General features: G+C 37.8%; 18 protein-coding genes. 11 read left to right on the forward strand and 7 right to left on the reverse strand.

Translation table 11 applies throughout. The features are described 5' to 3' along the window. On the reverse strand, positions 1-290 hold a 290-nt coding region (locus BLP77_RS07075; RefSeq protein WP_143001408.1), incomplete at its 3' end, for a helix-turn-helix domain-containing protein. Positions 291-360: 70 nt separating this feature from the next. Next, complete coding sequence (locus BLP77_RS07080; protein WP_093856428.1) at positions 361-2,352, reverse strand: LTA synthase family protein; 1,992 nt, start codon at positions 2,350-2,352, stop codon at positions 361-363. Positions 2,353-2,542: 190 nt separating this feature from the next. Between BLP77_RS07080 and BLP77_RS07085 the strand changes: the two genes are divergently transcribed. The 6 genes from BLP77_RS07085 (at position 2,543) to BLP77_RS07110 (ending at position 6,339) form a co-directional block, all read left to right on the forward strand. Next, complete coding sequence (locus BLP77_RS07085; RefSeq protein WP_093856429.1) at positions 2,543-2,752, forward strand: hypothetical protein; 210 nt, start codon at positions 2,543-2,545, stop codon at positions 2,750-2,752. A gap of 24 nt (positions 2,753-2,776) precedes the next feature. Continuing rightward, positions 2,777-4,213, forward strand: coding sequence for a sodium:solute symporter family protein (locus BLP77_RS07090; RefSeq protein ID WP_093856430.1), 1,437 nt, complete (start codon positions 2,777-2,779; stop codon positions 4,211-4,213). A 14-nt stretch (positions 4,214-4,227) separates the two neighbouring features. After that, on the forward strand, positions 4,228-4,818 hold the full coding sequence (locus BLP77_RS07095) for a hypothetical protein (RefSeq protein WP_093856431.1): 591 nt from the start codon (positions 4,228-4,230) through the stop codon (positions 4,816-4,818). A gap of 39 nt (positions 4,819-4,857) precedes the next feature. Further along, positions 4,858-5,310 carry a DinB family protein gene (locus BLP77_RS07100; RefSeq protein ID WP_093856432.1) on the forward strand — a complete coding sequence of 151 codons (453 nt, stop codon included), beginning with the start codon at positions 4,858-4,860 and terminating at the stop codon, positions 5,308-5,310. 330 nt (positions 5,311-5,640) lie between these two features. Then, a complete protein-coding gene (locus BLP77_RS07105; RefSeq protein ID WP_093856433.1) occupies positions 5,641-5,901 on the forward strand; it encodes a hypothetical protein in 261 nt (86 codons plus the stop codon). A gap of 93 nt (positions 5,902-5,994) precedes the next feature. Beyond that, positions 5,995-6,339, forward strand: coding sequence for a DUF3888 domain-containing protein (locus BLP77_RS07110; protein ID WP_093856434.1), 345 nt, complete (start codon positions 5,995-5,997; stop codon positions 6,337-6,339). Positions 6,340-6,371: 32 nt separating this feature from the next. On the opposite strand, the gene BLP77_RS07115 is transcribed toward BLP77_RS07110, so the two are convergent. Together BLP77_RS07115 and BLP77_RS07120 are read right to left on the reverse strand one after the other, a co-directional pair. After that, entirely contained in the window at positions 6,372-7,478 is a 1,107-nt protein-coding gene (locus BLP77_RS07115) for a mechanosensitive ion channel family protein (RefSeq protein WP_093856435.1), read from the reverse strand. 17 nt (positions 7,479-7,495) lie between these two features. After that, positions 7,496-8,002 (reverse strand): GNAT family N-acetyltransferase, encoded by a 507-nt coding sequence (locus tag BLP77_RS07120; protein ID WP_093856436.1) that lies wholly within the window; start codon positions 8,000-8,002, stop codon positions 7,496-7,498. A gap of 232 nt (positions 8,003-8,234) precedes the next feature. On the opposite strand from BLP77_RS07120, the gene BLP77_RS07125 reads away from it, so the two are divergent. From BLP77_RS07125 to BLP77_RS07135, 3 genes are all read left to right on the forward strand, one after another. Then, on the forward strand, positions 8,235-8,750 hold the full coding sequence (locus tag BLP77_RS07125) for a DUF3231 family protein (protein WP_093856437.1): 516 nt from the start codon (positions 8,235-8,237) through the stop codon (positions 8,748-8,750). Between the two features lie 307 nt (positions 8,751-9,057). After that, positions 9,058-10,407, forward strand: a complete 1,350-nt coding sequence (locus BLP77_RS07130) for a hydroxysqualene dehydroxylase (RefSeq protein ID WP_093856438.1) — start codon at positions 9,058-9,060, stop codon at positions 10,405-10,407. Positions 10,408-10,462: 55 nt separating this feature from the next. After that, the gene (locus BLP77_RS07135; RefSeq protein WP_093856439.1) at positions 10,463-10,957 is read left to right on the forward strand and encodes a hypothetical protein; all 495 of its coding nucleotides are present in this window, start codon (positions 10,463-10,465) and stop codon (positions 10,955-10,957) included. Positions 10,958-10,986: 29 nt separating this feature from the next. Here the strand turns inward: BLP77_RS07135 and BLP77_RS07140 are convergent, their stop codons facing one another. After that, positions 10,987-12,711, reverse strand: coding sequence for an ABC transporter ATP-binding protein (locus BLP77_RS07140; protein ID WP_093856440.1), 1,725 nt, complete (start codon positions 12,709-12,711; stop codon positions 10,987-10,989). Between the two features lie 212 nt (positions 12,712-12,923). Between BLP77_RS07140 and BLP77_RS07145 the strand changes: the two genes are divergently transcribed. Together BLP77_RS07145 and BLP77_RS07150 are read left to right on the forward strand one after the other, a co-directional pair. Beyond that, entirely contained in the window at positions 12,924-13,436 is a 513-nt protein-coding gene (locus tag BLP77_RS07145) for an RDD family protein (protein WP_093856441.1), read from the forward strand. A 71-nt stretch (positions 13,437-13,507) separates the two neighbouring features. Beyond that, positions 13,508-13,888, forward strand: a complete 381-nt coding sequence (locus BLP77_RS07150) for a carbonic anhydrase (protein ID WP_093856442.1) — start codon at positions 13,508-13,510, stop codon at positions 13,886-13,888. 92 nt (positions 13,889-13,980) lie between these two features. Here BLP77_RS07150 and BLP77_RS07155 read toward each other — a convergent pair whose 3' ends face one another. Next, positions 13,981-14,889 (reverse strand): pseudouridine-5'-phosphate glycosidase, encoded by a 909-nt coding sequence (locus tag BLP77_RS07155; protein WP_093856443.1) that lies wholly within the window; start codon positions 14,887-14,889, stop codon positions 13,981-13,983. A gap of 1 nt (position 14,890) precedes the next feature. Then, positions 14,891-15,979 (reverse strand): PfkB family carbohydrate kinase, encoded by a 1,089-nt coding sequence (locus BLP77_RS07160; protein WP_093856724.1) that lies wholly within the window; start codon positions 15,977-15,979, stop codon positions 14,891-14,893. Between the last annotated feature and the right edge of the window lie 81 nt (positions 15,980-16,060).

Raw genomic sequence — 16,060 nt, forward strand, 5'->3', positions numbered from 1 at the left:
GTGATTAAAGTGGGTTGGTTCATCTTAAAAGCCGTGGCCGTGTCTTGATAAGAAGCGCCCGTTTGTTTCATAAAGTTTAATACATTTAGCTTAAATTGAACAGGGTAAACTGTTTTTGAACGCTTTCTCATTAAACCTTCCTCACCCAAAACCTTATAAGCATTCACCCACCTTCTTACTTGCTCCTGATTGGGAACACCATATTTTTTAGCCAGCGAAGTGGAACCCAATGGACCTTCCAAGTATTCTTTTACAATTTTCATTTTGAACTCTTTACTATATTTTGCCATATAAAAACACCCCAAAAGTTAGATTTTTTACTCTAACTTTTGGGGTGCAGTACCATGCCTACTCATTTTTTTATTTAGTCCACTCTTTGATCAGATCGCCTCTTAAGACTGTATCAGACATCTGTAATTGTTTGGTTGCCTTTTCATAATCAGGACGACAAGCTTCTAATGACGTTTCCTCTCCCGTTGCTGTATCATAACAAGTTCCATTTTCGAATACGCCGTCAATGGAGGCAACGTAGAATAATTCATTTGTCGTAAAGGAACCATTTCTAAATACGACGAGTCTATCGTCTTCGTTAAAGAGTGAGGTACCAATTTGGTAACGCTCCTCAGGCTGAATGCCAACTAAATCTAGTATCGTTGGTCCTAAATCGATTTGACCGCCGACTTGTTCATAGACACCTGTTTTAGACTCATTCGGAAGGTAAATGAGTAATGGTACTTCTTCTTTATTTTGATGATAGCCTAATTGATCATCTTCGTAACCAAGGAATTCAGCTGTTTCACCTTCATCTTTTAATAATGCACTATCATGGTCACCATAGATAACGACGACTGATTCTTCCCAAAGTCCTTCCTCTTTTAATAGATTGATAAACTCTCCAACGGCCTCATCGACGTAATGAGCCGACTGTAGATAATTACGATAAGTTTTGTCACCGATGCTTTCAATCTCAAGCTCCTTATAACTTTCCGGTATGTCATAAGGATGGTGACTTGTTAACGTTATTAACATTGAATAAAATGGTTGTTCAAAATCCTTCATTTGTTCCACAGATTGCCGTAGCATACTTTTATCTGAAATCGACCAGCCTAAAGGATCATCTTTCTCGAATGTATCAAGACTATAGAAAGTATCAACACCTAATGAAGGATACATTAAGTATCGATTCCAGAAGCTCTTCTTGTATGCGTGGAACACAGAAGTTGAATAACCCTGCTCCTTCAATGACTCCGGTAACGCTGTATAGGAATTTCCTGAATATGAGATATAAGCTGAACCGGTATACATCGGATAAAGTGATGTATTAACCAGGAATTCAGCATCAGACGTACGACCAGCAGCTGTTTGATGGTAAAAGTTATTAAAATATAAGCTTTGATCGACTAGTTTGTTTAAGTTTGGTGTTATTTCCTGGCCATCGATTTTTTGATTGATTAAATTATTTTCAAAAGCTTCTAACTGTAGCACAATCACGTTTTTATCTTCTGCAATTCCTGTTAAATCAGTTGGCTGTTGAGCTAACTCTTGGCGTTCTTCAAACCAATCTTGTATATCGTCCTTTTCTTGAGCTGATATTCCATCGTTTTCAAGAATGTTTTGATTGATATATTTATAGATATCAAACCCATGAAATCCGAGTAATCCCGTTTTTTCATAGACTCTCATATTGGATAACGTCTTATTAAATAGATAACTACCACCTTTATCGATAAAGACGTTAATTGGGAAGAATACAAGTGTATATCCCACTATAAACGCCATAAAAGTAGTGATAATTCTAGTTATAAAGTTTTTTTTCGTTGTTTTAATTGCTGGTACTTTTCGAAAAATGTAGATCACAATTGGGATGAATAGTAAAATATCGACGAAGAATAACCAATCAATAGCAGAGAATAGGTTTGAAATACTATCTCCTAAAGCCCCGACCTGCCCAGCCTGCAGCAATACAGCTGATGAAATCAGGTCCTCAAAATATCTGAAATAGACCATATCAGCGAAAATAATAAAGGATAAGACAAGATCCAGACTTAAAAACGTTAAGATACGGGCTCTACGCGGAAACATTAAGACCCAAAATGAAACGAGTAAAACAGCCCCGATACTCACCATCACGATGCCTTGTCTAAGCTCTGTTAAACTTTCCGGGTCACCTGAAAATATCCAATTAAATAATTCAGAAAGATACCCAGAGAAATCTTGTTTAGCAAAATCGGTCCCCGATAAGCTAGCGAATAAAAATAACTTAAGCGTCACGATGATAACGAATAAAATAAAATCTATATAATGAGTGAAAAATTTACCTATTAATCTCGTAAATTTTTGTATAACATTCATGATTTACCACACCTATTTAATAAATTATTTACAGATGGCAATCTTTCATATAATAACACATTTGCCCCTTGTATCAAGGGGATTTGTCTAAACATTTTATGGAAATTGTAATGATTTTTTAAGACAAGTCATAGTTATGTAGTAGTTCATAGATTAACCTTTACTAAACAAAATGAAAGAGGTGATTCTGATGGCAACTAGGTCAAAATTAAAGGATCCGGGTCTAATGTTAACGGTTGTCATGGTCATGTATGCCGCACTCGTCTTTGTTTGGTGGCCGGTTGATACGTATTTTAAGGGAATTTCACTTGTTGGATGGCTGATGTTTATTGGTTTATTTATCTGGCTTTTGCTAGGTGTGATTTATGTGTTATGGATCGAAAAGCTGGAAGAAGAATAGCGATTACGTTAGGAGGAGATTAAATTGCAAGTAACCGAATCTATCATTTTACTTATTTACTTAATTGTTATAACCATCATTGGCATATACTTTTATAGACGTGCACGTCGGTCTGAGAGCGATTACTTCACAGCTGGAAAAAGCATTAACACCTTTGTCGGGGCATTTGCAATCTTTGCTGCTGTCGCCAGCTCAAGCTCATTAATGGGGGCAGTTGGTTCAGGAGTTGCGTTAGGTGTTCCATATTTCTTTACGTATGCTTTTGGTGTTATTGCTATTTTACCTTTTGTTATGTTTTTAATTGCTGGTCAAATTCGTCGCTCTGGTGTCAAGACGATGCCGGACTTTTTTAAGCAGCGTTTCGGAACATCGGTACAAATTGTCTCAGCCATTATCGTTGTGATTGGTATGACCTTTTATATGGTCCCGCAGTTAACGGCTTCCGGTTTAATTGGTTCGCATGTTCTTGGTATTGATTATAAAACAGCTGTGATAGCCCTTGGTATAGGTTTTACGTTGTATGCTGCTTTAGGCGGCATGTGGGCGATTACGTACACGGATTTGATTCAGGGTACTTTAATGCTTGTCGGTATTGTTGTATTGGCGATGTTTATTTTAGTCGATCATAGTGGTTTATCCGCTTTAATCAGCGATGCCTTAGCCGTTGATCCACAATTCGGTGATATTACACAGCCTTGGATGAGTTATTTTGGGTTGTTTATTGCCTTTTTATGGTTCGGCATTATTTCTCCATCAGTTGTGATGCGTAACTTTGCTTCAAGAGATGCGAAAACAGCAAGACGTTCTGCAATGTGGGGAACGGTACTGTACTTAGCTCTATTTCTCGCTGGTTTTGTCGTAACGAGTGCTGGAGCTAGTTTAGGCATTGTTGAGACCTTAGATAATAGTGATATGATTTTTGTCTCGGTGGTGGAGCATTATTTACCAGCGATTATCGGTGGGCTTATGTTAGCCGGTTTAATGGCAGCAATTATGTCTTCAGCAGATGCCATGTTATTAGCCATTTCGGCAGGGATTGCTCATGATATTTACAAAGAAAATATTAATAAACAGGCCAGTGAACGTTATGTAACAGGTATTGGGTTAATCGTTATGATTGTAGCGAGTATTGTCGGCATACTCATTGCGATTGAACCACCTGGTCTCATTGCGATTATGGTCGGCTGGGTCGGTGGATTCCTGTTGTCCTCTTTTGGCTTCCCACTCGTTTTAGGGTTATGGTGGAAGCGTGCCAACAAAACAGGTGCGCTTATGGGGATGCTTAGTGGTGCGATACTATTTGTCATATTAATCTCATCACAGGTGCTCCCAACGAATGCAGAACCGATCATCGCGGCCCCAGTATCGTTAATCGTTATGATTGTCGTTAGTTTAATGACAGAACCACCTTCGAAAGAAGTTCAGGACCGGGTAGATTACTACCATCAACATATTCATTAAAAGGGTGAAAAATGATGCCACAATTATTAAGTGTAAAGGAAGTGAAGCGCCTCGGAAATTCATCAATCATATCGGAACAGGATGTCTATCGATATGTGTATAAAAGTTTACCGATGAAAAAAAGGATGATGCGAGAGGTTAATGAAGGTTTTGTCAGGGAGTATACTGTGAATCTAGAATTATTATATCACCCCTTTTGGGTAGCTGAATCTCTTGTCGTAGCTGATCGACCTCCGTTTCAGCCTAAAAAAACACCAAATATCATTTTTGTGGATGCCGTATCAGGTTATCGTGGTGTGTTTTCCAAAGTTCCATCTATAGAATCCATTGAAATTGATCCAGCCCATTTAGTCAAAAAGAATATCAAAACGCAAACAGAATCTAAAAAATACATTAAAGATGTACAGGAGAAACAAATTAACCGAGCTTATATTTTGAAAAAACCTAAACACGAAGTCGAACACATTTATGAAAGCTATTTACCGATTTGGAAAGTAACGATTGAGTCGGATTTAATCGATGATACATTCTATATTAATGGTAATACAGGTGAATTAGAACAACACATGAGCAAACGCTGGAATGATAGCCAGGATATATTGTAAACTATATAGCAGATAGGAAGTTATAAAGGAGTGTCATGGATGTCTAGTGTACACGATTTTCTTAAGGACTGGTTAAATCATCGCGGAATACTTGAGGAGCTTTTGGAGCAAATCGATGACGAACATGTTCATTACAAACCATGGGATGGTGCCATGTCACTTGGAACATTAGCCTTACACATCGCAACCTCAGGAGAAATGTTTGCCAAGATGGTGAAAACAGAGAAATTTGAGGCACCTGATATGCCAGAGTTTGAGACAATGAAGGGCGTTCGTGACGCTGTTAAGGAGTTAACGAAAAAAACGCAAAAGGTCATTGAAGAGACCACAGATGAAGAACTGCAACAGCAAAACAAAGCGGAGCTACCGAAAATGCAAGGGACGAAATATCAATATTTAAAAGCGATGTATGAACATGAAATTCACCATAAAGGTCAACTGTTCGTTTATGCACGAATGGTTGGAGTGGAAAAAGTGCCGTTTTTCAGATAGAAAGGACGCAGGGATGTTAGCATTCCTGCGTTTTAGTTTTTATGAACGTTCATTAAACGTTTATTAGGGAACGTAGATAATTAAAACTTATGAGGAGGTTAGGAATCCATACTCTAAAGTAAAAAATCCAGAATCGAAAGTAGGAAATCCAGACTCAATAGCAGAGAATCGAGACTCGCCATCATCAAATCCACAATCATAAGCAAAAAATCGAGACTGATCTTTAAATCAGAATCAGAAGGATAAATTCCAATACGATTTTTGCACATAACTAGAAAATTTTATATTACCTTTAATGTTGGTGCAGACTATACCCATAGAGGTGATAACATGCAAGTAGATGGCCATATTATTTCAGGTGAATTTTACTCATCTAGCCAGGAATTCCTCCTAACAGGTATTAAGCATTTAACAACGGAATCTGCCATTAGCGAGGAAGATTTATCAGATCTATATGATTATCTTTCAGCACATATAGATGAAGAAGGCGGACAAGTTGTCACGTTAAATGACCAAATACTTGTGAGATTGGGTCAAGACGAGATAAAACAAGTCCTTCAAGATTTAGATGACATTAGAAGGTTATTTTAATCCTATATTCGGCGGTTGTAAGTAGTTATAATTTGGAAGGATTTTCTCCATAATATGTGATGACCATGTTTAGCTTTGAGAGGGTGTTTTGTTATGAAAAAGATAGGTGTGAGTCTCATTATATTATTTGGGTTGTTCATACCTGGACAGGTTACAGCAGAATCATTAGATATTGAAGAGGATATGGTAATGGGTTTACTTGAACCCTATGTTGAAAAAGCTGTTGAAAAATACTATGGACAACCTCGGGACTACGATCAAGATGAGTTAGTTGATATTAAGCGAATTGATGATTGTGAAGGCTGTTTTGAAGCTGTGATTGAAGTAAGGACGTATATAGAGTCACAAGAGCCACCGTACGGATATGATACTATCAGGCTCGATATACGTGGAGGTGATGTCACGATTATTGATTTTGTTCATGATAGCGCGTCTTAAAAAGAGGAAACTACTAAAAGAAACTCACGATTTTAATCGTGAGTTTCTTCGTTTACCTCTACCACTTCTTGATGATCTTGATCCATATAGATAGTACGTGATGGGAAAGCAACGGATACGTTTTCTTCCTCAAGTATTTCCATAATCTTAAAGTTAATATCCTGCTTCACTTCGAGGTATTCACCCCAAGCTGTTGTTTTAGTGAAAAAATATAATAAGATGTCTAGACTACTATTGTTATACTCATCAAAATTTACAAAAATGGTTTCTTGATGAATCTCATCATGATTTCGGAGTAATTCCTCAATACGTTTAACCACTTTCTCAAGCTTATGCTTAGGTGTTTTGTACTCAACACCTAAGTTGAAGGTAATGCGCCGTTTACCCATTTTACTCCAATTCGTAATCGCTTCATTAGCTAGTGTTGAGTTAGGAACAGTCACCAATGCCTGTGCAAAAGTACGAACGATCGTGCTTCTGAAATTAATATCTTCTACGGTACCTTCAACACTTGATGTTTTAATCCAATCCCCTAGCGTAAATGGTTTTTCCGCTATAATGACAACACCACCAAAAAGGTTCTTTAGGGCATCTTGGGCAGCTAAAGCAAAAGCAAGACCACCAAGACCAAGACCCGCTATAAACCCGGTCACATCATAATCAAATTCTATTAAAATTACACTTATCGTAATGGCGATTATGACAAATCGTAGACCTCTAGATACGAATGGAATTATAATTTGGTCAACCTCTAGACCGACTCCATCATTTAATTTCATAAAAAGGATAGAAGAGGTTGAGGATAGGTTATAAAGTCCCCAAGCAATTAATATGATAATGGACGATTTAATTAGATGTTCGAACAATGAATGATCCTGTTCGAAGTAAGGAAAATAGTCAACCGCAATGTAAATACCGATAATGATAAATAACCAACGAAGCGGTTTTTCGTAGGCCTCTAAAATTTGTTTAAATAGTTCGGTTTTTTCCTTATTAAAAAGTTTTACTAAGAAAAAGAATATATATTTGGTGAAGATTTTACTAAACAAAAGGAAAAGGAGTATGATACCAACCGAAATTCCTATGTCAATCCAATTGTCAACGCTGATATACTCCCACAATCTCCAATTAACATTCATGTATTCTGTCTCCTTCTTTATAGCTGTGGTAATTGATTCCACGCATAAACATCTTCATATAGCTTTTTACTAGCAATCTCAATCTCAAGTGTATCAATCAGTTCCGCTCCGAGAGCTTGGTAAAACTGAGAGGCTGGATTATCCTTAAGCACTAGGACGAGCATGGTTGACATATCTTGCTGTTTTAATTCATTGACAACCTGTTTGACAAGCTGCTTACCTAACCCGTTACCATGATACTCTTCCAATATATAAATGGCATAGATTTCCCCTTGATAATCAGGGTAATCTCCAGAGCGTTCTGGGCCACCATTCGCAAATCCAACAATTTGGCCATTTGAATCTTCCGCTACCCATACCTTACCATTTGCGAGATTATTCTTCCATACTTCTTCCCGTTGCGCATAGGATAACTGATTTAAATATTGATCAGGTACAATTCCTTGATACGTCGTTCTCCAGCTATCGACATGCACCTTGGCAATCCCTTTGTAATCAGCAGCTACCGCTTCCCTAACATTCATCTTGATTCGCCCCCTTATTTTTATTTATCTTATCAGATTAGCAAGAGATTGGTAAGGGTGAACTTTGAAGGAGGTATAACTTATTGAACCATACCATGAAACAACCTTTAGTACTTACGTGGAAGAGACTAAAGTGAGAAAACAGAATAAAAAACCAATTAATTTTAAATGGAATAATTTATTTCTGTGTTGACACAATATGGTTATAATCATTTTAAAGGAGAGATAGTGAATGGGTATATTGTCAGGAAACCCTAAAAAACAACCTTTACATTATGGCGAAGTGTATAGTATGTGGTCGTATTTGCTTGTGGTTAAAGGAGATTATGCCAAACTACAAACATTTAGCAACCATACAGGTGACCGTGATTTAAAAAAACTATTAGAGGAAATGACTCAGGCATCTAAAAAGGAAATCGAAGAGCTTGAAGAGGTTTTAAAAGATAACGGAGTTGGTGTCCCACCAGCGCCACCTGAAAAACCTTATGCAGATCTTGAGGACATTCCTGCGGGTGCTAAATTAAGTGATCCCGAAATTAGCGCTACGGCTTCCTTGATGCTTGGTGAAGGTCTAGTCACGTGTAGTACGATAATTAGTCAATGCACACGAGAGGATTTGGCCATGTTATTTGGTCAATACCATATGAATAAAGCTCAGGTCGCTGCAAAAGCGTTACGACTAAACAAAGAAAAAGGTTGGTTAGTCGTACCACCAATGCACACGAAAGTTCCGAACCAAGAGTCATAGTTAGTTGAGGCTGTCCGATAAGGGCAGTCTCATCTTTACTTATGGAGAATAATTCATGCTAAAGAGAAATTAGTATTCCGAATAAAAGGTGGTTTAGACCACGCATTGAGCATTCAGAGTGCTGTATGGGGGAAAACATATATTTCATTGGGCAATAATCGATCAAAATAGGGCACTCAATAAGTGGTGTTGGGGAATTAGCACGAGTCATTGGGGACTAAAACCTCAATATTGGGGAATCAGCCAAGCATATGGGGCAATCAGTATACCCTTTTGTAATCGATACATAAAACATGGAGGACCATTCATGAGTCAATATGATGTCTTAATTATAGGTTCAGGATTGGCGGGGATAACTTGCTCTGTTGAACTTTCCGAAAAAGGCTATAAAACGCTGTTAATTGAAGCGGAGGAGCATTTAGGCGGGAGAACCTCTTCTTGGTATGATGATGGGATGCATATAGATTCAGGGTTTCACCGTGTCTTGGGATATTATAAACATTTACCAGCTTTATTAAAAAAAGCGGGAATTGATATCGACAAGGTTGTTAAATGGGAAGAACGAATTGATGTAAGGTCCCCATTAAAAGATGAGGTAACGACATTTGGTGTCGCACCATTTCGAGGTCCGATTAAAGTTATGAATGGGATCTTTGGGAATCCTCGCACAATGCCTGTGAAGGATATGTTATCTTTGGGGCCATTTTTTGCGAATGGGCTATTAGATTACATGAAACGCCCTGACTATTTGGATCGCTTAAGTGTTTACGAGTATGCGAAAAAACATCATGTCACAGACAATGCGTTTCATATGGTCGTGATACCTTTCACATCTGGTATTTTCTTTCTTCCACCTGAACGGTTTTCGGCCTATGTATTTTTTGGTATGTTAGCGCCGGTTGCGTCACGTTTTTACAAGATGCGTTTAGGCGCATATTTAGATGGGATGAATGAGGTAATGATTGAACCTTTGGCCAAGCTCATTCGCGAACAAGGCGTTGATTTGGTGACAGGAACTGAAGTAATGCGGTTAATTTATGAAAATAGTGAAGTGAAGGGTGTGGCTTCCCGTGAAAAGGATATACGCGCAAAATATACCGTACTGGCAACAGGTCTTGGGGCTGCTAAAAGAATTTTAAAACAATCAAATATGGAGCACCCCTTTGTTAATCAATTAATTAAATTACCAACGATGCCCGCTATTTCTGTTCAAATTGATTTGGATGAACCAGCCTTACCGTACGATCGAACAACTTTTGGAGCAGGGTCAGTCCTTTCGAGTTTCTCAGAGCAATCACGGACAACCTTTAAAAAGGCCTCAGGACGATTATCTATTACAGTATCCCCACCAGATCAGTATATTGATTTAGAACCAAAGGACATTCTAGAAATTGTATTAAAGGACGCTAAAAAATTAGGATTAGAATTAGAAAATCATATTAGGGACTACCGTGTTGTTTTTCATCCTGATAATTTTTATACACTGGAACCGGGATACGATTGGATGCGTCCTGAACAGGATACACCGATTAAGGGTTTAGCTTTGGCAGGTGATTATACAAAGCATTCACACTTCCCCACGATGGAAGGAGCGGTGATGTCTGGTAAAACAGCTGCTAAAATTATAGAAGGTGAATTAAATGATTCATCAACGTAACCTTTTATTTAAAATCATCGTCTAAATGAATAAGAAATCTATGGGCGGTGGTTTGATGAAATTAAAAAACATATTCATTTGGATCGCGATTTTACTTTTATTAACATCTTGTGGGACAACGGCTCAAGGAAGTGATGGAGAAACGAATCATAGTGGTGCTTATATTGCCGCATTGGAAAAATTAATGGAAGAAGATGAAGCATTAAATGATCAAAAGGAATTTATCGCAATTGATATGAGCCATTTAGAAGAATTAAATCAAACTGAACGCGACGATATTGTCAAGCATTTTGAAGAAGCCTATGATGTTGAGATCAAGGTTGCGACTATGGATGAATTAAAAGAACAGGGACACTTTGATGAAGAAACCATGATGTTAGATGGAGTCTTGTTAAGCTTTGACAGTATTGATCAAGAAAGTAATTCTAAGTTTATATTTGAAGCATCAAAATACCGGTCAGGTTTAGGAGCGATTGGGCTCGAAGTTATTGTTGACCATCAAAATGATGAGTGGAAGGTAGTCGGTTCTAAAATGTTATGGATAAGTTAAAAGCACAGGAAATCCTGTGCTTTTTAATGTCATGATCCGTTTAAACTAAACTGAATCTTGTGTAATTTAGCAAAAACGCCATCAGCTTCTATAAGCTCGTCATAGGTGCCTTGTTCGACGATACCTTCATTCGTCACTACAATTACACGATCAGCGTCTCTAATCGTCGCCAATCGATGGGCAATGACTAGAGTTGTCCGATTTTCAGCTAAATCATTTAATGACTTTTGTATGATTCTTTCTGTCTGAGTATCTAGCGCCGATGTGGCTTCATCTAATATTAAAATAGGTGGGTTTTTCAAAAACACTCGTGCAATTGCGAGACGTTGCTTTTGCCCTCCTGAAAGCTTCAACCCACGTTCACCGATTTGTGTATCATAGCCCTGTGGTAGACTAGCGATGACCTCATCAAGGTGTGCTCTTTTGGCCGCATCTCGTATTTCTGCCTCTGTTGCGTCCTTCTTGCCGTAAGCAATATTTTCACGAACGGTTCCTGTAAACAAAAACACATCCTGTTGTACAATCCCAATTTGTGAACGCAGTGAATGTTTTGTCATGTCACTTACATCCATTTTATCAATCATTATAGAACCTTTGTCCACATCGTAAAAACGGGGGATTAATGAACAAATAGTTGTTTTCCCAGCTCCTGATGGCCCGACAAAAGCTACTGTTTCTCCAGGTTCCACTTCAAAGTTGATATGTTTTAAAACAGATTTGTAGCGGTCATATGAGAAATCAACATCTTGGAATTGTACATGACCTTTTAATTCATTTACAGGTTGAGCATCTGGTTTGTCTTGAATATCGGGCTGCTCTTCGATTAGATCCTGAAATCGTTTAAACCCAGCCATCCCTTTTGGATACAGCTCGAGTAAGGCACTAATTTTATCAATCGGCTTGATTAATACATTGGTATATAACACAAAGCTAATGAGTTCACCATGCGTTAAGTCCCCATTAATTGTAAGATACGAACCGACGACCAGTACCAATAAGGTTAGTAAACGTGTCATCATATAGATGCTTGAATGCGTCCAAGCCATAACCCTGTAGGCTACAAGCTTGGCTTTGCGAAATAAACCATTATCTTTTTGAAAACGATTGATTTCAAACTCTTCGTTAGTAAAAGATTGAACAACCCGAACGCCAGACACGGCATCTTCAACACGCGCGTTGACATCAGCAATTTTTCCATACATATTACGCCACGCACGGTTCATCGCGATATTACAATAAGTCACTAATGCAATAAGAAGCGGAACCATGATGAGTGCAATTAACGCAAGCGTCGGATTGATGAAAAACATAATCCAAAAGGCGCCCGTGAAGGTCATGACGGCAATAAATGCATCCTCAGGTCCATGGTGGGCAAGCTCACCAATATCGAATAAATCATTGGTGATCCGACTCATAATATGGCCAGTTTTCGTATTATCAAAAAATCCAAATGATTGACGTTGTACGTGCGTAAATAGCTCCTCTCGCATATCCGTCTCGATATTAATGCCAAGCTTATGTCCTAAATAACTGACAACATACTGCAGAAAAGTACTTAATAGATAAACGGCTAGTAGTAATATACTGACCGTCACAATAAGATCCCAATTACCACTCTTAAGTAAGTCATCGACAAATCGCTGAACCGCAATAGGAAAGACGAGCTCGAGAGCCGCAACTATAATAGCACTAAAAAAATCAATCATGAATAGACGTTTATGTGGTTTGTAGTATGAAAAAAATTTTCTGATCATGTTCATGCTCCTTGTCGAATAAAAATCTACAATATTATAACATTTCTAAATGATTTTGAGTCACAAAATTATTCAGATACACAACAATTAAAATTATGGGGCGCTTGAGGTGCTGACGTGGTATAGTTAACTAAAAGAAAAAAATAACATTTAAGATATTCTACATAGCGGATAACTTGGATAAAAAAATAATAGGATAGGAGCGTAAACTAGTGAATGCTTCGTTTTTTATACGTTTAAAGGCGTTTGGTGTTGATTATATTTTAATAGCCTTGTATTTAATTTTTTTGTTGACGATAGGCGTGTTTCTATTTCCCAATCCACAATCATTAATATCTGATTCCTTCATTAAGTCACAAATATTTAGCTTTTTAATCCTGACACTCCCTGTTTCCTTATACTTTATAATTTTTGATTCATCATTAGGGAAGCAGACAGTTGGTAAGAGGCTTTTAGGGATTCAAGTTGTCAATCAACATGGTGCACCTTTATCCATTAAAAGGTCAATCATAAGAACGTCACTAAAATTCCTACCATGGGAACTTTCTCATTTTCTCGTCTACCGATTTGTATATGTTCCAGAGCAGGATTGGACAATATATGTTTACCTCGTAATGTTCTTGACGTATGGGTTAATTTTTATATATTTATTAACAGCGATATTTACTAAACATAAACAATCACTATATGATCTTCTGACGAAAACGGAAGTTATAAAAAAATAATCGATAATGAGGTTATTTAATTCCGTTTAAGGGTATGTAACAATAGTTAAAGATTTTAGGGGGAATGTTTGATGACAGACAAAACTTTCGTTACAGCTATTAACTGTATGGACGGGCGTGTTCAAGAGCCCGTTATTAAATGGTTGAAGGATAAGTATAAAGCTGAATATGTTGATATGATTACAGAAGCCGGTCCGAATAAAATTATATTACAAGGTGAAGACGAACAAATCGGATCATTGGTTGAAAAGGTCGGAATCTCATATTACAAACATGGCTCAGGTGTTTTGGCAATCGTTGGTCATCATGATTGTGCCGGTAATCCAATCGATAAAGAGGAGAAGGTGGCTCAAATTAAACAATCAATTAAGAAGGTTAAAACTTGGGGCTATAAGATGAATATCATTGGATTATATGTTAATGAAAATTGGGAAATCGAACAAATAGATTAAAAGTCATGGTGATCGGTCTCGCCATGACTTTTTTATATTATAAATTTTTAAATCCCTAAATTAAATACGGGAAAACCCCAAAATAATTGATCTTAATGTTTTAAAGAAGCTGCTATTTTGCCAGCTACTTCTGCATTATGATAAACTAATTGGATGTTTGTCTCTAAGCTTTTTCCATCTGTTAGACTTTTAACCCGGTCTAAAACAAAAGGTGTGACAGCTTTACCGGAAATGTGCTGTTCTTTAGCTTCACTAAGCGCTTGTTGTATGACCGCTTCGATTGTTTCATAATTCATTGCAGCTTCTTCGGGGACAGGGTTCGCAATAACCAATCCACCATCTAAACCGAGTTTCCATTTTGTATCAATCATGTTTGCTGTTTCGTTTGGTGTTTCGAGACGAAAGTCGACCTCGTATTCACTTTCTCTTGTGTAAAAGGAAGGGAACGTTTGGCACTGATAGCCTACAACGGGTACCCCGTGTGTTTCTAAATATTCCAAGGTGCGTCCTATGTCTAATATAGACTTCGCTCCAGCACATACGACTGCGACATTGGTTTGGGAAAGTTCCATTAAATCTGCGGATACATCCCAAGACACTTCCCCATCGCGGTGGACACCACCAATACCACCTGTTGCAAAGACTTTTATACCAGCTAATTCAGCTGCAATCATCGTAGCAGCAACCGTAGTGGCTCCAATTTTTCCGGTAGATAATATATATGGAAAATCACGTCGGCTGACCTTTTGTACATCTTGATTCGTCGCAAAGACTTCAAGCTCCTCGTCGTTTAGACCAATTTTAATTTTTCCATTCATGATGCCAATCGTGGCAGGGACAGCACCTTGATCTCGGATAATTTGCTCACATCTTTTAGCTGTTTCAACATTTTGCGGATAAGGCATACCGTGTGAAACGATGGTTGTTTCTAAAGCGACAACTGGGAGGTTGTTGTCCAATGCATGTTTGACTTCATCTGTGTAAGTTAAAAATTCCTTCATGTTAAAACTCCTTTGTCATGTTTTGTAATTCTTTATCATTAATGAATGGTGAAACGGATGATTTTACTTGTAAGGTTAAAGAAGCCCCTGCTAACCCAAATTTACTGGCTTCCTCAAGTGATTGACCTTGTTCCATTCCATAAATCAGACTAGCTGCAAAGGCATCTCCAGCTCCTGTGACATCAACTACGTTTGTCTGAGGAGGTTTAAGCCAGTTGCTTTTATGCTTAGAGGAATAATAAATGCCTTCCCCGCCGAGTGTGATAATAACGTTATTGACACCACGTTCTCTTATTTTTTTTGAAGCTTCAATACAGTCATTGTTATCGTTAATTTTTACCCCAGATAATAGTTCAGCTTCTTCTTGGTTGGGCATTAACGTGTCTATCCCAGATAAATCATTAGGAAGTTTTTGAGCCTTAATCGAAGAAACTGGATCTACATATAACGGGATTTGTGCAGAATGGCATTTTTCTATAATGAATTGTAAACTCGTTGCATGAATATTTGTGTCCATAAAAATTGCCTTTGACGAAGCGATGTGATTCCAGCTATTTTCAAGTAAGTTTGAAGTGACTTGATCGTAAATGTCCATATCAGCCATTGATACGACCATTTCTCCGGTTTCATCAATTAGTGCTGTGTAAGTACCTGTTCTATGGTTAGGAATGGTTACTGAATGACTAATGTCCATGCCAAGCTTTTGGGACGAATTTAAAATCCAATCACCTTCTTTATCTTGTCCAACAAAGGTTACTACACTAGTGTCACAGCCTAAACGAACTAGATTTTCTGCTACATTTCGTGCAACTCCACCCAATGATTCTTCAGTCTTAACAGGGTTGGAGGACCCTAGCTGTATAGGTTCCTTGGACCGCGCTTTTCGATCAATATTGGCTCCTCCTATACACGTTATATTTTTCCGATCATTCAATATATAGGCTCTTCCTTTTATTTCACCGTTTTGTATTAATTTCTTTATATAATTTGCAACAGCTGGCCTTGAAACACCAACCTTTTCAGCAAGCTCTTGCTGTGAGATATAAGGATTTTGTTTAATGTAATCAAGTATTTGCTTTTCTCTATTCAGAATGATGTCCTCCTTTCCTGCATCTTCTAACAAAAGTTTAAATTATAAACATATGTTTGTAAAGTGAAACGGTTATTATGT

This window comes from Tenuibacillus multivorans, from assembly GCF_900103915.1.
GTDB classification, from domain to species: domain Bacteria; phylum Bacillota; class Bacilli; order Bacillales; family Alkalibacillaceae; genus Tenuibacillus; species Tenuibacillus multivorans.